This window comes from Mesorhizobium sp. B2-3-14, from assembly GCF_006442175.1.
GTDB lineage: Bacteria > Pseudomonadota > Alphaproteobacteria > Rhizobiales > Rhizobiaceae > Mesorhizobium > Mesorhizobium australicum.
In genome coordinates this window covers 129,833-149,238 of record NZ_VFVP01000012.1, presented here as the reverse complement: position 1 = coordinate 149,238, position 19,406 = coordinate 129,833, and the positions used below count along the sequence as shown (strand labels likewise).

Below are 19,406 nucleotides of genomic sequence, written 5' to 3'. Positions count from 1 at the left end.
GCGTCGGTCGGGCCTACAATGCGCGCTGCATCTGTGTCGGCGGAAGGGACAGCCGGCGGCGCGCCGCGAGTTTGAATTTGTAGCGCAGGCAGCGCCAGGCTTCCGAGCGCCGCTTCGGCGCCACTGAGGCTATTGCGAGAAAGCGCGCGGCCATGTCCAGGTCGCCTCGCGCATAATGGACACGGGCGATCTTGAGCGCGACGAGGCCCTCCCTTGCTTTCAGTGCCGAAATCGGGATGCCGCAATCGGTGAGCGTACGCAGCTCCCGGCGCCAGTCCAGGAAGCGCCGCACCGGGTTGACCGTGAAGCGATCGTCCGAACGCTCCGCTGAAACTTCGTAGATCATGACGGGGCGCTGAATCATGACCAGCGACGCCTTGCTCATCAGCCGCGCCCAGAACAGCGTGTCCTCGTCGAAGGCGAGCCCGACGGGGAACCGGGTCTCGCCGATGAGACGCCGGGAAGCCAGCACGCTGCCCACCGCCACCGAGCGTATATCCCCCTTCACGTAGGCGGAGGCGTTGGTGAGGCAGGCAGCGGTGTAGCCGTTTGGCACCTTGATCTGCCGATCCTGGCCGTTCACCCTGCGCCGGAAGGCACCGACGATCATGTCGGCCTTGGGCTGGTTTTCCGCCTGCGACAGCAAGGAGCTTAAGCCGCCCTGAAGGTGCAGGTCGTCGGCGTCGATCAGGTAGACCCACGGATGGGCTGCCTCATCAAGCGCCAGGTTACGGGCGCCGCCGGCGTCGCGGCAACTGGCGGGCAGCACACGCAAGGGCAGGGATGATTGCACCGCGGCCTGCCGGGCTGCATCGGCCGTGCCATCGGTCGATTGATCGTCGACCAGCAGGACCTCGCCGATGAACCCGGCCTCTCCGCCAAGCGAGGCCAGCGTCTTAGCGATCGTTGCCGCCGCATTGTAGGCGGGTATGACGACGCTGACAGCTTTCAATGACAAACCTCATGCCTGTGCGCGGCAGCCTAAGACTATTCTCCCCTAAGGCGAATACAGACTAAGCACCTACAGGAAAAGTGTGAAACGGCTTTTCCGTCCGGAATTGCGCGAAATCAAAGACTTGGATCGGCTTGCCTTTTCCGTGAACCGGTGAGCTGCTCTAGTGACCGCATCGATGTCTGAGAAGTCTGCCCCATCCTTGTGAGAACTCGCGGCGCCGGGCAAGTTAGTGCGCCCCGTTTCACGCCTTTTCGAGCACGACCGGGATGACGTCGACCGCCTGGTCGCCGACCTGTCCGCCAGTCGTCTTCAGCACGCCGACGATGGGCGCCACATCCGAATAGTCGCGCCCGTAACCAACGGTGATATGGTCGTTGGAGGCCCGCATGCCATTGGTCGGATCGAACTCCTGCCAGCCGGCATCACGCCCGCACCAGACCTTGACCCAGGCATGCATGGCATCCGCGCCTTCCAGCCGGGGCTTGCCTTTGGGCGGAATGGTGCGCAGGAAGCCGCTGACATAGCCGGCCGGAATGCCGAGCCCGCGTAAGCCGGCGATCATGATGTGCGAGAAATCCTGACAGACGCCCCGCTTCAGCTGGAAGGCGTCGCTGGCCCGGGTCCGCACCGTGGTCGCCTCGTCATCGTATGTGAAATCGCGATGGATGCGATTGCACAGGTTCATCGCCGTCCCTGCGGCCGAGTTTCCGATGCTGTCTTGCGCGAATGCGGTGATCGCCGCATCGATGCCCGCATGGCTGCTGGCGGCCAGGAAATGGTGCGGCGAGGCAGGCGCAAGCGACCGCACGGCGGCCAGATCCTGTCGAAGGCGGCCGAGATCGGGCGACACGTCGAGCCCCGGCTCGGGCCGCGCCACCGACACACGCGCGCTCATCCTGATGTCGAGCGTGTCATGGGCGTCGCGAAACGCGATCGAAGTGACATTGTTGCCGAAGAAATCGGAAAAATCCGACCGTTCGTTGGGTGCCGGTGAAAAAGAAAGGGAAGCGGCGATGACACGCTGCACACCGTCAATGGTCGACGGCAGCACGCGCACCTGATGGCGTCCGCCACCAGCTGCGGCAGCATAGTCGTAGTGGAGCAGAAGCCTGATGTCGTACAGCATGGCCATCTCTTTCTAGCCGAAATAGGCTTTGGCGAGGCTGCTGTAGAGCCCGCCGATTTCGCCCGCGAGATCGTTCAACGCCTTCACCGTCATGTCTGCCGGTTCCTTGATGGCGATGGACGTGTTGAGCTGCAGGATCTCCTTGGCCGCCGCCGACATGTGCCCCTCGCCGCCGGTCGCCGGCAACAGCCCTATCTCTGCTTTCAGCCTCTCGAGCTGGAACAGGATGGAGCGTGGATTGAGCGGATCGAGCGCCAGGAGATCGATCACCGTGCGCCGGCCGGCCTGCACCGGATATTGCCGTCGATGGGTCATCACGCTGTCGCCGATCTCCAGCATCATGTCCAGCGCCCCGTCCGGCGCCTTGCTGCTGGTCAGTCGGGCCAGCGTGCTGGCGATCTGGATGCCGCGCTCCAGCCGCCGGCCGATCTCGAGGAAACGCCAGCCAGCGAAGCGGTACATGTTCTCATGCAAAAGGCCCGAGAATCCGGCAAGCTTGCGCAGGATCACGGTCATGGCCCGCGTCGCATCGTCGCCGGGCGCCACGGTGGTGGCGAACTGATGGATCGTTTTTGACAAATCCTTGAGCGCCAGCCAGCCATCCGGCGAGAAACGATCGCGGATCTGGCCGGCGCTGTACACCGCGCTGTCGAGCGTGCCGATCAGCCCTGGCGGGATCGCCGTTTCGACATCGATGCCGAACGGTTCGAGATAATCCCTGATATCGGCCAGCAGCGGCATGTCCGGATCGGACGTTTCGGCGAGCCGCACGTGATAGGCGCGCAGGATACGCACCGTGTCTTCCGAGCGTTCGATGTAGCGGCCGAGCCAGGTCAGGTTTTCCGCCGCGCGGCTGGGCAGGCTACCGGGCCTCGTCCGGTTGAAGCTGTCGCTCTCCTGCGGCAGCAGCGTCTCGCGCTCCACGGGTCTGTCGCTGACCACCCAGACATCAGCCGCCTGGCCGCCGCGCTGCATGGCGATCGCCGTCGGGTCGAGCGATAGGCCGACGCGCGCAAACCCGCCCGGCATCACCGTCCAGCCCTCGGGCGTACGCGCCAGATAGACGCGCAGGCTCGCCGGCCGCGGTTCCAGCCAGCCGCCGACATAGACCGGCGTCGTCGAAAGCGTCACCGCCTCCTGGCCGACGAAGGCCTCGCCGTCGCGTTCGATGCGCGCCACCAGTTCCGCCCGCTCCCCGACCGACAGCGCCGAGCCGAGCTTCGTCTGTCCGTCATCTTCGAAGGCAAGTCTTGTCGACAGCGCCGGGCCGACCACCATGCGGTCGATATTGGCGAGCACATGGGCGCGCTCCGTCTCCTGCCCGCACCACCATGTCGCCACACTGGGCAAAAGCAGCTCCTCGCCCCACAATTCGCGCGCGATCTTGGGCAGAAAGGCGAGCAGCGCGCGCGTCTCCATCAGGCCCGAGCCCAGCGCATTGACGGTGGACACCGTGCCTTGCCGGATCGCCTCGACCAGCCCCGGCGTACCGATCTGCGAATCCGGGCGCAGCTCGAGCGGATCGGCGAAGGCGGCATCGAGCCGCCGCCACAGCACGCTGATGGGCATCAGGCCGGACACGGTCCGCACCATCAGCCTGCCGCCGGAAACGGTCAGGTCCTCGCCTTCGAGCAGCATGATGCCGAGGTAGCGGGCGATATAGGCGTGTTCGTAATAGGTCTCGTTGAGTGGCCCCGGCGTCAGGATGGCGACGCGGCCGTCGCTCTCCTCTGCCATGCCGATCAGCGCATCGCGAAAGCGGCGGAAGAAGCCGGCGAGCCGGTGCACATGCATCTCGCCATAGATGTCGGACAAAGCGCGCGTGGTGGCGACCCGGTTTTCCAGCGCGAAGCCGGCGCCCGAAGGCGCCTGGGTGCGGTCGCCCAGCACCCACCAGCGGCCGTCCGGACCGCGGCCGAGTTCGAAGGCGCAGAAGTGCAGGAAATGCCCTCCGGCCGGCCTGGTGCCGACCACGGGCCGCAAATATTCAGGGCTCGCCGCGATCAGTCCTGCCGGCAGGATGCCTTTTTCGACCAGCCGGTTCGGCCCGTGGATATCGGCAACAATTTCCTCGAACAGTTCGGCGCGCTGCACCAGGCCGGCGCTGACCGCCTGCCACTCGCTGTCCTCGATGAGCAAGGGAATATGCGCCAGCGGCCATTCGCGCTCGTTGGCGCCCGCTTTGTCGTAGACGCGGTAGTACACACCGGCATCGCGCAGATACTGGTCGGCGCGGGCGAAGCGCTGGCCGAGCTTTTCGGCCCCGAGTTCGTCCAGCGCTTCGACAAAATGCTTCCAGACCGGACGGGGATTGCCTGACGCGTCGACCATCTCGTCGACGACGCCGTCGATCGGCTGGTAGTGCTCCAGCAGGCTATGGGCCTGCGGCTTGCCGCGCACCCTTTTGTGATTCCCCTTTGCCATGTCAGATCACAGTCTTGGTGGACGCCTGAGGTCAAGGGTCATCGGGAAATCTTCCGCCGGCTGTTCCTCGCGCAACACATAGCCCGAGGGTGTGTGGCCGCGCGGTTCGAAGCGGGCGAGCCGCCGTGCCTCCGCCTCGTTGCCGTTGACGGGGAAAGTGTCGTAGCTGCGCCCGCCGGGATGCGCGACATGGTAGACGCAGCCACCGATTGCCCGGCCGGACCAGCGGTCATAGATGTCGAACACCAGCGGCGTGTTGACCGGCAGCGCCGGATGCAGGCCCGAGGCCGGCTGCCAGGCCTTGAAGCGCACGCCGGCCACCGCGACCTCTCTGTTGTCGGTAACCCTCATCGGCACGATGCGGCCGTTGCAGACGATCGCATGACGCTCCGGATTGAGGCCTTCGGTCCTGACCTGCAGCCGTTCGACCGAGGAATCGACGAAGCGCACGGTGCCGCCGATCGCGCCCTGCTCGCCCATGACATGCCATGGTTCCAGCGCTTGCCTGAGCTCCAGCTTGATCCCGGCATGCTGCACCTCACCGCAGAAGGGAAAGCGGAATTCGAGCTGGGCATCGAACCATTCGGGCCGGAATTCGAAACCATTGAGCTTGAGGTCGTCGAGCACGTCGAGAAAGTCCGCCCAGACATGGTGCGGCAGCATGAAGCGATCATGCAGCGAGGTGCCCCAGCGCGCGAAGCGCCCGTCGAGCGGGTTCTTCCACGCGCGGGCGATGATGGCCCGCACCAGCAATTGCTGCGCCAGAGACATGCGCGCATTGGGCGGCATCTCGAATCCGCGGAATTCGACAAGGCCAAGCCGGCCAGTCGGACCATCCGGGGAAAACAGCTTGTCGATGCAGATTTCCGAGCGATGCGTATTGCCGGTGACGTCGGTCAACAGGTTGCGGAACAACCGGTCGACCAGCCACGGCAAGGGTGCGGCACCCTGGTCAGGATGCGGCACCTGCGCCATCGCGATTTCAAGCTCGTAAAGAGAGTCGTGGCGCGCCTCGTCGAAGCGCGGCGCCTGGCTGGTCGGGCCGATGAACAGGCCGGAGAACAGATAGGACAGCGAGGGATGCCGCTGCCATTGCAGCACCAGGCTCTTCAGCAGGTCGGGCCGGCGCAGGAATGGGCTGTCATTGGGCGTGGCGCCGCCGACCACGACATGGTTGCCGCCTCCGGTGCCGGTGTGGCGGCCGTCGATCATGAACTTGTCGGCGCCAAGCCGCGTCTGCCGCGCCTCGTCGTAGATCGCCGTCGTTGTCGCCACGCAGTCCTGCCAGTTCGAGGCAGGGTGGATGTTGACCTCGATGACGCCGGGATCGGGTGCCACGCGGATGACGTTGAGGCGCGGGTCATGCGGTGGACCGTAGCCCTCGATGTGCACGGGAAGGCCAATCGCCCTTGCCGCGTTCTCGGCGGCAGCGACGAGTTCGAGATAATCCTCGAGCGCCTCGACCGGCGGCATGAACACGCACAGCCTGCCGTCACGCGGTTCGACCGAAAGTGCCGTGCGCACCGCGCCGCCGATCTCGGTGATCTCCTGCTCGACGCGCTCCTGCTGGCCGGTCGTCGCCGTGAACGAGGCTGCCTGTTGGCGACGGGCCATTTCGTCGGCGCCTTCGAGTTCCGCAGGAGCGGCCGCTGGCAAGATCGCTTCGCGCACCGGCAGCGGGCCACGCGGCAGCGACGGATCGACGGGCACGATGTAGGGGAATTGCGCCGGCGACACATAGGGCAGCGTGCCCAACGGCAGGCGATAGCCGACCGGGGAATCGCCCGGGACCAGGAACAGCCGGCCGCGCCGCGTCTTCCATTTCTCCGAGCGCCAGCGCGGATCGGAGGCCTGGCTGTTCCAGCGTTGCACCGGCAGCACATAGCCGGACGGCTTGGTCAGCCCGCGTTCGAAGACACGCGCCATGCGGCTGCGTTCCTCCGGATCTTCGAGTTTCGAATTCGACGGGTCGACATTGTCGGGCAGCTTGCCTTCCTTGAGCAGCCATTCGGCCGGATCCTCATAGGCTTCGCTGACCATGGACGTGTCGATGCCGAGTTCGCCGGCGATCGCCGTCAGCAGGCTTTCGGCTTGTTTCGGCCCGATATCAGCCGAACTATCTTCCCGCGCGATCAGCGACGGGTCGCTCCACACCGGCTCGCCGTCGGCGCGCCAAAAGAGCGAAAACGTCCAGCGTGGCAGGCTTTCACCGGGATACCACTTGCCTTGGCCGTAGTGGAGAAAGCCGCCGGGCGCGAAACGCTCGCGCAGCCTGCGGATCAGCGCATCGGCCTTCCCGCGCTTGGTTGGCCCAACGGCGGCGGTGTTCCATTCGGCGGCCTCGAAATCGTCGATCGACACGAAGGTCGGCTCGCCGCCCATGGTCAGCCGCACATCCCCGGCCGCGAGCGCGGCATCGACCTCGTTGCCGAGCGCGTCGAGCGCCTGCCAGCTCTCATCCGAGAACGGCTTGGTGATGCGCGGATGCTCGGCGATGCGGTCGACCCGCATCTCGAAACCGAACTCAACATTGGCAAAGCTCGCCATGCCGGAAATAGGCGCGGCATTGCGGAAATGCGGCGTCGCTGCCAGTGGCACATGGCTTTCGCCGGTGAGCAGGCCCGAGGTCGGATCGAAGCCGATCCAGCCGGCGCCAGGAAGATAGACCTCGCACCAGGCATGCAGGTCGGTGAAATCGACCGATGTCCCGGCCGGCCCATCCAGCGCGACAAGATCGGGCTTGAGCTGGATCAGATAGCCCGAGACGAAGCGCGCGGCGATGCCGAGATTGCGCAGGATCTGCACCAGGAGCCAGCTTGAATCGCGGCAGGAGCCCTTGGCCGCTGCCAGCGTTTCCTCCGGTGAGAAGACACCGGTTTCCATGCGCACGATATAGGCGATCTCGCGCTGCAGGCGCGCATTGAGATCGACGAGGAAATTGACCGTGTTGGGCGCGCTGCGGTCGACGGTTTTCAGAAACGCCTGGAGCAGCGGCCCGGCCGGCTCCGGCGTGCGGTAGATGGCGAGGTCGTCACGGATCTCCTCGGGATAGTCGAACGGGAACGCCTCGGCCGACGGTTCGACGAAGAAGTCGAACGGATTGTAGACGGTCATGTCGGCGACGAGGTCGACCTCGATCTTCAGCTCCGTCACCGGCTCCGGAAAGACGAAACGGGCGAGGAAGTTGCCGTAAGGATCCTGCTGCAGATTGACGAAGTGGTTCGCCGGCTCGACCTTGAGCGAATGGCTCAACACCTTGGTGCGGGAATGCGGTGCCGGCTGCAGCCTGATGATTTGGGGCCCGAGAACCACCGGCCGGTCGTATTTATAGTGGGTCAGGTGGTAGACGGCTGCCAGAATTGCCATGGGGCCCCGGAGATCGGCGTTTCATCAGCCGAACCCTGACACATCTGGTCGCCATTCTCCAAGCGGATGTTGCGGTGCACCTAAATTAAACGGCTATCGAACGGACAATATCATCTGGTTCGACTGGTTGCTCGCTACCGTCTCCAGCACTGATGATTGGTGGAAGCGACTGCTCCGCCCTAGGATGACGAAGCCGAGGATCAAAAGAAGGCCTGTATCCCCGTCTGCGCCCGTCCCAGGATCAGCGCGTGCACGTCATGCGTGCCCTCGTAGGTGTTGACGGTTTCCAGGTTCTGCGCGTGGCGCATGACGTGATAGCCGATCTGGATCCCGTTGCCGCCATGCATGTCGCGGGCCTGGCGGGCGATGTCGAGCGCCTTGCCGCAATTGTTGCGCTTGACGATCGAGATCATTTCCGGCGCCATCTTGCCTTCATCGAGCAGGCGCCCGACGCGCAAGGAGGCCTGTAGCCCCAGAGCGATCTCGGTCTGCATGTCGGCGAGCTTCTTCTGGTAGAGCTGCGTGCCGGCCAGCGGCTTGCCGAACTGCTTGCGGTCAAGCCCATATTGGCGAGCGCGATGCCAGCAATCTTCCGCCGCGCCCATCGAGCCCCATGAGATGCCGTAGCGGGCCCGGTTGAGGCAGCCGAAGGGTCCACCGAGGCCCTTGGCGTTGGGCAGCAGCGCGTCCTCGCCGACCTCGACGCCTTCCATCACCACTTCACCGGTGATCGACGCCCGCAGCGACAGCTTGCCGCCGATCTTCGGCGCCGACAGCCCCTTCATGCCTTTCTCCAGCACGAAACCGCGGATCTCGTCCTTGCCGTTCTCCCCCTTCAACTTCGCCCATACGACGAACACGTCGGCGACCGGCGCGTTGGAAATCCACATCTTGGAGCCGGAGAGCTTGTAGCCGCTGGCGGTCTTTTCGGCGCGGGTCTTCATGCCGCCGGGGTCGGAGCCGGCATCCGGCTCGGTCAGACCGAAGCAGCCAATCCATTCGCCGCTGGCAAGCTTCGGCAGGTACTTCCTGCGCTGTTCGTCCGAACCATAGGCATGGATCGGGTACATCACCAGCGACGACTGCACCGACATCATCGAGCGATAGCCGGAATCGACGCGTTCGACTTCCCGCGCCACCAGCCCGTAGGTGACATAGCTGGCAGCGAGGCCACCGAACTCTTCCGGAATGTTGATGCCGAGCAGGCCGGCCTCGCCCATCTCGCGGAAGATCGCCGTGTCGAAGGTCTCGTTGAGATAGGCTTCCTCGATACGCGGCGCGAGCTTGTCGGCGGCAAAGGCGGCAGCGCCATCGCGCACCATGCGCTCGTCTTCCGAAAGCTGGTCCTCGATCAGGAACGGGTCTTCCCACACGAATGCATTCTTGTCGGCCATGGCTTCTCGATCCTTGAAACAGGTGAAGCCCGGCTTATCGGCTCGTGGCCTGAAAAAATCAAACGAAATTGCTTCGCGGATCAATGAGCGTTAGGAATGGATCATGAGTGTCCAGCGCCGCCTTTTGCCCAACATCAGCGCCCTTGCCGCCTTCGAGGCCGTGGCGCGGCTTGGCTCCTTCACCGCCGCCGCCCAGGAATTGGACCTGACCCAAGGCGCGGTCAGTCGCCAGATAAGACTTTTGGAAGATCAGTTCGGCCGCCGGCTGTTCGAACGCGACAGCCGCAATGTAAGGCTCTCCACGGCGGGTGAAATCTACGCCGAAGCGGTACGCTCGGCGCTTGGCCAGTTGCGTGATGCAGCCCTTGGATTGATGAGCAATCGGCATAGTGGGATCTTGAATCTTGCCATTCTGCCGACTTTCGGCACGCGTTGGCTGATGCCGATGATCCCCGATTTCGTCGAGAACAATCCCGACATCACCATCAACTTCGTCACCCGCGTCGGGCGCTTCGACTTCGCACGCGAACGGTTGGATGCCGCCATCCACTATGGCCTCCCGGACTGGCCGGACGCCGACTCGACGCTTCTGGTGCGCGAGACGGTGGCGCCGGTGGTGTCGCCCGACTTCCTCGCCGGCCGCGCCATCGCCACGCCGGCCGACATCGGCCGCTTGCCGCTGCTGCACATGACGACGCGTCCCGGCGCCTGGAGCGAATGGTTTGAGCATCAGGGCCTGAGCGCGCCGACCGGGCCTGGCATGCAATTCGAGCAGTTCGCCACCGCCGCCCAGGCTTGCATGGCGGGCCTCGGCGTGGCGCTCTTGCCGCAGATCCTCATCGAGGGCGAACTGCAGCGCGGCCAACTTGTGCCCGCGCCAGGCCAACCGATGCAAAGCCGCAATGCCTATTACCTCGTCGTCCCCCACGACAAGCGCGGCTATCCGCCGGTTGCCAGTTTCCGGGACTGGCTGCTCGGCCAGCTTGAGAAGGAGCCGGCTGTTCTGGCGTGGTAGCTACTTTCGCTTCAGCGCGTCCGCCAGCGCGGCGCCGAACGCACCTTGCTGTGCCGGCCGCTCCGGCTGGCGTTGCGGCGTAGGCCCGCGTGGCGCCGGCCTGCCGCCGCCATTGTCGCGCGGCCCGCCCTTCGATGCACCGCCCTCGCCGGCATCCTTACGCATGGAGAGCGCGATACGCTTGCGCTTGATGTCGACATCGACGACGCGCACCTTGACCACGTCGCCGGCCTTGACCACCTCATGCGCGTCCTTGATGAAGCGGTCGGCGAGCTGCGAGACATGCACCAGCCCGTCCTGGTGCACGCCGATATCGACGAAGGCGCCGAAAGCGGCGACATTGGTTACGGTGCCTTCCAGCAGCATGCCGGGCTTCAAATCCTTGATCTCGTCGATGCCATCGGCGAAGGTCGCCGTCTTGAAGCCGGGACGCGGATCGCGGCCGGGCTTCTCCAGCTCCGCCAGAATGTCGCGCACCGTCGGCAAGCCGAACCGCTCGTCGACGAAGACGCGCGGGTCGAGCGCCTTGAGCGCGGCACTGTCGCCCAAAAGCGAACGCACGTCGCGGCCGCAGGCGGCGACGATCTTCTTGGCCACGCCATAGGCCTCCGGATGCACCGACGAGGCATCGAGCGGTTCGCTGCCATTGGCGATGCGCAGGAAGCCGGCGGACTGCTCGAACGCGCGCGGCCCAAGCCGTGCCACCTTCAGCAGATCCTTGCGGCTGGCGAACGGGCCGGTCGCATCGCGATGCGCGACGATTGCATCGGCGAGCGACGCGCCGAGGCCTGAAACCCGCGCCAGCAACGGCGCCGAGGCGGTGTTGAGGTCGACGCCGACCGCGTTGACGGCGTCCTCCACCACCGCTTCCAGCGAGCGGCCGAGCCGGTACTGGTCGACATCGTGCTGATACTGGCCGACGCCGATGGATTTCGGCTCGATCTTGACCAGTTCGGCCAGCGGATCCTGCAGCCGTCGCGCGATCGACACCGCGCCGCGCAGCGACACGTCGAGGCCGGGGAACTCGGCGGCAGCCGTCGCCGAGGCCGAATAGACCGACGCTCCCGCCTCGCTGACGATCACCTTGAGCGGCTTCGGGCCGCCGGCCGAAGGCATGTCGGACAGCATGTCGGCGACCAGCTTCTCCGTCTCGCGGCTGCCGGTGCCGTTGCCGATCGAGATCAGCTCGACCTTGTGCTGGCGGATAAGCGCCGCAAGTTCGGCCTGCGTGCCACGCACATCGTTCCTCGGCGGAAACGGATAGACCGTCGTCGTCGCCAGCAGCTTGCCGGTGCCATCGACCACCGCCACCTTGACGCCGGTGCGGATGCCGGGATCGAGCCCCATCGTCGGCCGCGAGCCGGCGGGAGCCGCCAGCAGCAAATCCTTGAGGTTACGGGCAAAGACATGGATCGCTTCTTCCTCGGCCCGCTCGCGCAGGTCGCGCATCAGGTCGAGCGTCAGGTGCAGCGACAGTTTGATGCGCCAGGTCCAGCCTGCCACTTCCATCAGCCAGCGGTCGCCGGGCAGGCTGGCACCGATGGCGTAGGCGTTGGCGATCATCCGCTCGACCGGCTTCACCGGCGAGCCGTCATCGGCATCCACCTCGATGTCGAGCGACAGCACCTCCTCGTTGCGGCCGCGCAGCATGGCGAGCGCGCGGTGGCTTGGCACGGTCGCCCAACGTTCGACATGGTCGAAATAGTCGGAGAATTTCGCGCCGGCCTCCTGCTTGCCGTCGACCACCCTGGCGCGCAGGAAGGCGCGCTCCTTCATGTAGCTGCGCAGCTTGCCGACCAGATCGGCGTTTTCGGCGAATTGCTCCGACAGGATGTCGCGCGCGCCCTCGAGCGCCGCCTTCGCATCGGCCACCTCGCCGGTGACATAGGCGAGCGCGACGTCCGCGGGCACCAGCGCACGGTTGTTGAGAATGGCTTCGGCCAGCGGCCCCAATCCACGCTCGCGGGCGATCTCGGCCTTGGTGCGGCGCTTCGGCTTGTAGGGCAGGTATATGTCCTCGAGCTCCGCCTTGGTCGCGGCGCCCGCGATCTTGGTTTCAAGCTCTTGCGTCAGCTTGCCCTGCTCGCGGATCGAGCCCAGGATGGTGTCGCGGCGGGCGTCGAGTTCGCGCAGATACACAAGACGCTCGGCAAGGTCGCGCAATTGCGTGTCGTCCAGCCCGCCGGTCACTTCCTTGCGGTAGCGTGCCACGAACGGCACCGTCGCACCCTCATCAAGCAGTCCGATCGCCGCGGCCGCCTGTTCCGGCCGCGCCTTGATTTCGGCCGCGATGATGGCTGCGATGCGCTTGATGTCGGATGCCATGCCGTTCCCACTCTCGTCGAAAAGAGCGGCGACCATAAGGGTTGGCGTGCGGCCCGCCAACCACCGCGTCCTCACACGCGGCGGAGGTCCACAGGAAAGCGCGATGCGTTCACCGGATCTGGGTACCGCAGGAATTTGCCCATACTGAGATGTCTGCGCTGCCCCTCACCTGCCTGCCGGCATCCTCTCCCCGTATAGGGACGGGGAGAGGGGCGCTGTCATCGCCGATTTCGCCAATCGCCAACGGTGCAAAGGGGCGCCGGCGTAGCGACCAGATCCCTTCTCCCCGTCACTATACGGGGAGAAGGTGCCGGCAGGCGGATGAGGGGCAGCGCCGACATCACCAATCGCACGCGACTGCCCACTTAGACCATCCGGCTCAGCGCCTCGAAAAACGCAACGATCTCGATATCCAGCGCATCGTCGACCGGCTCCGGCTGCGACGACATCTTGGCGATCACCACTTCGGTGCTGGGATCGACATAAAGCCACTGGCCATGGATGCCGATGCCGCAATAGGCGCCATTTTCGAAGCCGGTCTGATACCATTTGTTGCGGTAGCGGCCTTTCGGGAACAGCGGCAGCATGGCACCGCGCCGCCAAGCTTCCGAGCTGCCGCCGGTGCTGGTGGTGTCGCGCACCCAGGCCTCGGGCACGATGCGGTGGCCATTGGCGGTGCCGCCCTGCCGCATCATCTCGCCGAGGCGCGCCAGGTCACGCGGCGTCACCGAAATGCCGCCGGCGGTGCGTGCCGTGCCTTCCATGTCGACGGCGACAGAGGCCTCGCTGAGGGCGCCAAGCGGCAGCCATAGTTTCTCGCGCATGAGGTCGGTGAAGCGCTGGCCCGAGGCGCGCTCGAGCAGCAGGCCGAGCAGGTCGGAATTGGGCGAGCGGTAGCGGAAGGTCTGGCCATGCGGCTCGGCAAGCCGCTGCAGGGTCAGGATGAATTCACGCAGGCTTTCGGTGCCGCCGCCCGGATTCCACAGCGTCGCGCGGCGATAGCGGGCGAAGGCGCTTTCCGGATCGAGATAGGCCTCCTCGAAGTCGAGGCTGACGCTCATGTCGAGCACATGCCGAACGCTTGCATCGCCATAGGCCGAGCCGGCTGCTTCCGGGATATAGTCCGTCACCGGCGCTTCAGGGTCGAACACGCCCTCGCCTTCCAGTATGCCGGCGATGATCGCGGTCACCGATTTGCTGATCGAGAAGATGATGTGGCGCGCGCCGAACTCCATATGCGGCGCGAACCAGTCGCCAATGATCTTGCCGCCTTTCATCACCGTCAGGGCGTCGGTGCTGGAGCGCAGGAGGAATTCAGCCACCGTCTCCGGTGCAGTCGCGACCGTGACCTTTTCCCCGAGCAAGCCGTCCATGTCTCGCCGAGGGGCTTCTGCGGCGCCGGGCGCTGCCGCCACACGGGCGGTCGGCACCAGTTCGCCGAGATTCTGGAACGACCACCGATTGAACGGGCTCACACGCCAGTTGCCGAGCAGCACCTCGTTACGGCGGAATCCGTATCGAGTCTCGAACGCGGTCTTGCCGGTCATGGCGTTTCCTCCCAGTCCATTGGTCATGAAGCTCAGGCAAGCGCCGCGGCGATGGTGTGCACGGCCTTCAGCGTTGCCCTGGAATAGGCCATGTTGCTGAAATCCGGCCAGGTCGACAGCTTCACCACGACCATTCCTGTGTTCCAGTCGATGTGGATCAACTGTCCGAACACGCCGCGGCACATCAGCGAGCGCGAACGCGGATCCTCGATCCAGAACTGATTGTGGTAACTGCCTTCCGGCAGGCTTTCACTGAAGTCCGGCACGTGCTTGCCGTTTCGTGTCGCCTCGACCCACCCAGCCGGCACCACTCCGCCGCCATTGTCGAGAATCAGCTGGCCAAAGCGGGCGTAGTCGCGCAGCGTCGCGTTGAAGCCGCCATCGGCCAGCGCATAGCCGGCGCTGTCGACGGTGAAGCAGGCGCTTTCGTCAGCCCCGAGCTTTTGCCAAAGTTCTTCCGAGACGAGTTGCGCCAGCCGCTTGCCGGTCACCCGTTCCATGATGAAGGCGAGCACGTCCGTCTCGATCGAGCGATATTCGAACGTGGCTCCATGCGGGCGAACCGTGTCCTTCAAGCCCAGGATCAGTTCGAACATGTGCGATGGCCAGCGGAAATCCGGATCGCTGCCCGGTGGCACCGGCTTCCAGCCGGTGGCGACATCGACCTGGCCGATGTCGGAATAGCGGTCGGTGTATTCCTCCGAAAACCGCACGCCGGTGGTCATATCAAGCACATGCTGGACGCTGGCGCCGGCCCACCCGGTCGCGCTCAGTTCCGGCAGGTAGTCCGTCACTGGCTTCGCCGGATCGATCAGGCCGCGCCCGGCCAATATGCCGAACACCGAGCCGGTGACCGACTTGGCCATCGACTGCGACAGGTGCAGCGTGCGCTCGTCCATGCCGTTGAAATAGCGCTCATAGGCTATCCTGCCGTCCTTGAGCACCAGGAAGCCGTCCGTATAGGTCTCGTCGAGCAGACCGGCGAGTGTCGAAGGCCTGCCCTCGCTGTCCTCGACCGCTAGCCCGTCGAGATCGACCTCGGCGCGTTCGAGACGGTGGCGATGGCCAGCGCCGCGCCAGACTTCCACGGTCGGCAGAATTTCCCGTATGTGCTGGAAAGCCCAGCGGTTCCAGGGCGGCCTGTCCCAGTCGAGCCTCGGCGGCAGCATGGCGGGCGGCGAGCCTTGCATGATCGGCGGCCGCGGATCGCTGTTGCGATAGGAACTCATGAAAGGCCATTCCCGGAAAGAAAAGGCCCGGCGGCAAGTGCCGCCGGGCCCCTTGGGTCTGTGACTACTTCTGCAGTTCGGTCCAGATCTTGGTGTAGAGTTCCTGCGTCTCCGGAGCGCACATCTGCTGCAGTTCGCCAAGCGGCTTGGCGTCGGCCGGAATGACCACCTCCGGCGCGTCCTTCATGTCGGCTGGCATGTACTTGTCCGAGCCGGTGATGGCGTTCGCGTATCGGTGGAAGGCCGAGAGACCCGCGGCGTTTTCCGGATCCATGATGAAGTTCTGGAACAGCTTGGCGTTTTCGACGTTCTTGGCCTCCTTGAGCACAACGACGTTGTCGCTCCACAGCCCATAACCTTCCTTCGGATAGTTGAAGTGGATGGCTGGGTTGGCCAGCCGCTGGCGCAGGGCCGAACCGTTCCAGTCGCTGGTTGCCTTGAAGTCGCCGGCGCCCATCTTCTCGATGGTGTTGTATTCCATGGCGATCCAGTTCGGCTTGGCTGCCACCAGGAGGTCGCGCACCTTCTTCAGCACCGCCTTGTCGTCGGTGCATTGCTGACCGCCGACATACTTGATCGCCGCGAACATCACGTCGCCCATCTCGGGCACGACGTTGACCTTGCCCTTCAACTCGTCGGGCGTGTTGAAGATGATGCCCCAGGTGTTCGCCGGGCCCTTGTAGGCGTCGGTATTGACGACGACGCCGATCGTGCCCCAGGCCCAAGGAACAGTGTATTTGCGGCCTGGGTCGAAGTCGGGATTGGCCCATTCGGGCGCGATGTTCTTGGCGTTCTCCATCTTGCCGGGATCGGTCTCCTGGACGAGGCCTTCCTTGATCCAGATCGGCACATAGGTCTGCGAAGGCACCGCGATGTCGAAGCCGGTGCCGCCCTGGCGAACCTTGGCCAGAGCGGTGTCGTTCGAGTCATAGTCGGTGATCGTCACCTTGATGTTGTATTTCGCCTCGAACTTCTTGATCACGTCGGGGCTGGTGTAGTTTCCCCAATTGTAGATGTTGAGCACGCCTTCGGCCCGCGCGAGGCCCGTCGAGGCAAGCAACGCCAACCCCATGGCGGTCGCTGTTGTCTTCCAGTTCATGGTTTTAACTCCCATTGTCGGTTTCAGTCTCGTTTCCTGCTGACGAAGAAAAACAACGTGACGATCGCGACCGAAAGCAGCAGGAAGGCGGTCGATATCGCGTTGATCTCGGGTGTGATGCCGCGGCGGATCTGGCCGAGCATGTAAGTGGGCAGCGTGTCCTGACCGCCCGATTTGACGAACTCTGTGATGACCACGTCATCGAGCGAGATGACGAAGGCCAGCATCAGGCCGGCCAGGATACCAGGCCACAAAAGCGGCAGCGTGATGCGGCGGAAGGTCTTCCATGGCGTCGCGTAGAGATCGGCCGCGGCGCGCTCCAGCGTCAGATCCATATTCTCCAGCCGCGCCCGGATCGGCAGGTAGGCGAACGGAATGCAGAACGCCGTATGCGCGGCGACCAGGTAGCCGATGCCGGAATAACCGGTGAAGATCTTGATGCGCGAGAAGAAGATCAGCAGCGCCACGCCGGTGACGATCTCGGGCACCATCAGCGGCTGGTTGATCGCCGCGTATTTGAAGGTAAGGCCGGGATACGACGCCGTGCGCGTGGTGGCGAGTGCCGCCATGGTGGCAAAGACGGTCGACAGCACCGCCGCGATGGAGCCGATCTGGAAGGAACGCAGCGTCGCGTCGATGACCTGAGTGTTCTGGTATGCCGACTGGAACCATTTCAGCGAAAAGCCGCCCCATTCGGATGTCGAGCTCGCCGCGTTGAAGGCGTAGATAACCAGCACGATGATGGGCAGATAGAGGATAACGAAACAAGTCGCCGCGATCGCGGTGAAACCCGGCTGGTGCTTGATGGAAAAGTTGCTAGCCATGCCGCACCCTCGACTTCCCGGCATTGCGCACATAGGCAAGCAGCGCCACCATAACGATGATCATCACCGTGATCGACAGTGCCGAGCCGAGCGGCCAGTTGCGGCCCTGTCCGAACTGCAGTTCGATCAAATTGGACAGCATCATGTTCTTGCCGCCGCCCAGCACGCTCGGCGTCACATAAGCGCCCAGCGCCGGAATGAAGACCAGGATCGAGCCGGCGATGACGCCGGGTTTGACCAGCGGGAAAATGATCTTCCGCAGCACCTTGAAACGCGTCGCGTAAAGATCGTAGCCCGCCTCGACCAGCCGGAAATCGAGCTTCTCCATGCTGGCGTAGATCGGCAGAACCATCAGCGGCAGGTAGACATAGGCCATGCCGATCAGGATCGCCGTGTCGGTGTAGAGGATCTGGACCGGCGCCGAGACGATGCCGAGCTTGAGCAGGATCGTGTTGACGATGCCTTCGTTGCGGATGATCTGCAGCACGGCGAAAGTGCGGATCAACAGGTTGGTCCAGAACGGGATGGTGATCAGGAACAGCCAGAGATCCCTGGTCTTTTCACTGCGCGTCGCCATGAAGTAGGCCGTCGGGAAACCGAGCGCCAACGTGGCGAGTGTCGTCACAACCGCAAGCTTGATCGAGCGCCAGAAGATGGTGACATGCGCCGCCGCCAGCGACAGCGTGTCGTCGAAAATGTCGCGCTCCAGGAACACCGACGTCCAGGCATCGCTCGAGAACTGCCATTTCACGTCGCCATATGCGCCCGGCGTCAGGAGCGAATAGACCAACACGATCAGCAACGGGCCGGTCGCGGCGAACAGAATGACCAGCAGCGCCGGCGCTGACAGAAGCCAGCGGTCACGGACATCGCGCCGTTCCGCTGCCTTGGCGACTTCTTCCGCGGTCGCCATTAGTCCCTCAGCACTTGCGCGGCATCGTTGCCGATCATGATGCCGACCTTGTCGCCACGCTCGAAACCGCAGCCTGCGCTGCGCGTGTTCTGCTGGCGCACGGTGAAGGCCTCGCCGCTGTCGAGATGGACGTGGATATGCGTGTCGGTGCCGAAATAGACGATGTTCTCGACCGTGCCCGACACGTCGCCCTTGTCCTGCGTCAGCTTGGCGTGCTCGGGCCTTACCACCACCGTGGCGTTGTCCTTCGGCTGAAAACCTTCGGCAACGGTCGCCTCGATGGTCGCGCCGGATTTGAGCGTCGCGCGCGCCTTGCCGCTGCCGATGCCCGATATGGCGGCGGTGAGGAAGTTGGTTTCGCCGATGAAGTCGGCGACAAAGCGATCCGCCGGCTTGTCGTAGATATCCCAGGGCGAACCGACCTGAAGGATCTTGCCCGACGACATCACAGCGACGCGGTCCGACATGGTCAGCGCTTCTTCCTGGTCATGAGTGACGAAGATGAAGGTGATGCCGGTCTCGTGCTGCAGCCGCTTGAGCTCGATCTGCATCTCCTTGCGCAACTTGTAGTCGAGCGCCGAGAGCGGTTCGTCGAGCAACAGCACTTTCGGCTGCGGCGCCAATGCCCGGGCCAATGCCACGCGCTGCTGCTGGCCACCGGAAATCTGGGCTGTGCGGCGGCCGGCCAGCGCTTCCATCTTGACCAGCTTCAGCATCTCGGCGACGCGCGCCTTGATCTCGGCCCTGGGCTTGCCCAGCATCTCCAGGCCGAAGCCGATATTGTCGGCCACCGTCATATGCGGGAACAGCGCGTAGGACTGGAAGACGGTGTTGACCGGGCGCTTGAACGGCGGCAAGGGCGCGATGTCCTGGCCGTAGAGCAGGATTTCCCCGGCGGTTGGAAAGTCGAAGCCGGCGATCAGCCGCAGCAAGGTGGTCTTGCCGCAGCCTGAGGGTCCCAGCAGCGTGAAGAACTCGTTTTCGCGAATGGAGACCGAAACCTTGTCGAGAGCAGCGACCTGCCCCTCACCCGATCCGAAAATTTTGCTGACGTTTACTACTTCAATCGCATTCCGATCCGGTTTGTCCGGCACGATTACGCCTCACTGTTGACCCCGCTCTTGCTGGCGGAGTTTGTCCCCTGTTGGATGTGACCACATGGCCGGTAGGTTGGCAAGCCCGGCATTGA

The 19,406-nt window shown here is 64.4% G+C and carries 13 protein-coding genes; 1 reads left to right on the top strand and 12 read right to left on the bottom strand.

Going from position 1 to position 19,406, the window contains the following annotated elements; all coding sequences use genetic code 11:
• Positions 1-13: 13 nt before the first annotated feature.
• The 5 genes from FJ950_RS25285 to FJ950_RS25265 all read right to left on the bottom strand — a co-directional run bounded on the left by FJ950_RS25285 (position 14) and on the right by FJ950_RS25265 (position 9,265).
• Positions 14-952, bottom strand: coding sequence for a glycosyltransferase family A protein (locus FJ950_RS25285; RefSeq protein ID WP_140619495.1), 939 nt, complete (start codon positions 950-952; stop codon positions 14-16).
• A 244-nt stretch (positions 953-1,196) separates the two neighbouring features.
• A complete protein-coding gene (locus FJ950_RS25280) occupies positions 1,197-2,081 on the bottom strand; it encodes a transglutaminase family protein (RefSeq protein WP_140619493.1) in 885 nt (294 codons plus the stop codon).
• 12 nt (positions 2,082-2,093) lie between these two features.
• Complete coding sequence (locus FJ950_RS25275) at positions 2,094-4,505, bottom strand: circularly permuted type 2 ATP-grasp protein (RefSeq protein ID WP_140619491.1); 2,412 nt, start codon at positions 4,503-4,505, stop codon at positions 2,094-2,096.
• Between the two features lie 6 nt (positions 4,506-4,511).
• Entirely contained in the window at positions 4,512-7,871 is a 3,360-nt protein-coding gene (locus FJ950_RS25270) for a transglutaminase family protein (RefSeq protein WP_140619489.1), read from the bottom strand.
• Positions 7,872-8,071: 200 nt separating this feature from the next.
• Positions 8,072-9,265: an acyl-CoA dehydrogenase gene (locus FJ950_RS25265; protein WP_140619487.1), complete on the bottom strand. Its 1,194-nt coding sequence runs from the start codon at positions 9,263-9,265 to the stop codon at positions 8,072-8,074.
• 103 nt (positions 9,266-9,368) lie between these two features.
• On the opposite strand from FJ950_RS25265, the gene FJ950_RS25260 reads away from it, so the two are divergent.
• Positions 9,369-10,280: a LysR family transcriptional regulator gene (locus tag FJ950_RS25260; protein WP_140619485.1), complete on the top strand. Its 912-nt coding sequence runs from the start codon at positions 9,369-9,371 to the stop codon at positions 10,278-10,280.
• Here the strand turns inward: FJ950_RS25260 and FJ950_RS25255 are convergent, their stop codons facing one another.
• The 7 genes from FJ950_RS25255 to FJ950_RS25220 all read right to left on the bottom strand — a co-directional run bounded on the left by FJ950_RS25255 (position 10,281) and on the right by FJ950_RS25220 (position 19,311).
• Positions 10,281-12,605 carry a Tex family protein gene (locus tag FJ950_RS25255; protein WP_140619483.1) on the bottom strand — a complete coding sequence of 775 codons (2,325 nt, stop codon included), beginning with the start codon at positions 12,603-12,605 and terminating at the stop codon, positions 10,281-10,283.
• Positions 12,606-12,970: 365 nt separating this feature from the next.
• A complete protein-coding gene (locus tag FJ950_RS25245) occupies positions 12,971-14,152 on the bottom strand; it encodes a serine hydrolase (RefSeq protein WP_140619481.1) in 1,182 nt (393 codons plus the stop codon).
• A gap of 32 nt (positions 14,153-14,184) precedes the next feature.
• Positions 14,185-15,381, bottom strand: a complete 1,197-nt coding sequence (locus tag FJ950_RS25240) for a serine hydrolase (protein WP_140619479.1) — start codon at positions 15,379-15,381, stop codon at positions 14,185-14,187.
• 64 nt (positions 15,382-15,445) lie between these two features.
• On the bottom strand, positions 15,446-16,480 hold the full coding sequence (locus FJ950_RS25235; protein ID WP_015315934.1) for an extracellular solute-binding protein: 1,035 nt from the start codon (positions 16,478-16,480) through the stop codon (positions 15,446-15,448).
• 23 nt (positions 16,481-16,503) lie between these two features.
• The gene (locus FJ950_RS25230) at positions 16,504-17,304 is read right to left on the bottom strand and encodes an ABC transporter permease (protein WP_015315933.1); all 801 of its coding nucleotides are present in this window, start codon (positions 17,302-17,304) and stop codon (positions 16,504-16,506) included.
• Complete coding sequence (locus FJ950_RS25225) at positions 17,297-18,217, bottom strand: ABC transporter permease (protein ID WP_140619477.1); 921 nt, start codon at positions 18,215-18,217, stop codon at positions 17,297-17,299. The genes FJ950_RS25230 and FJ950_RS25225 overlap by 8 nt, the downstream gene beginning before the upstream one ends.
• Positions 18,217-19,311: an ABC transporter ATP-binding protein gene (locus FJ950_RS25220; RefSeq protein ID WP_140619475.1), complete on the bottom strand. Its 1,095-nt coding sequence runs from the start codon at positions 19,309-19,311 to the stop codon at positions 18,217-18,219. The genes FJ950_RS25225 and FJ950_RS25220 overlap by 1 nt, the downstream gene beginning before the upstream one ends.
• Positions 19,312-19,406: the final 95 nt, after the last annotated feature.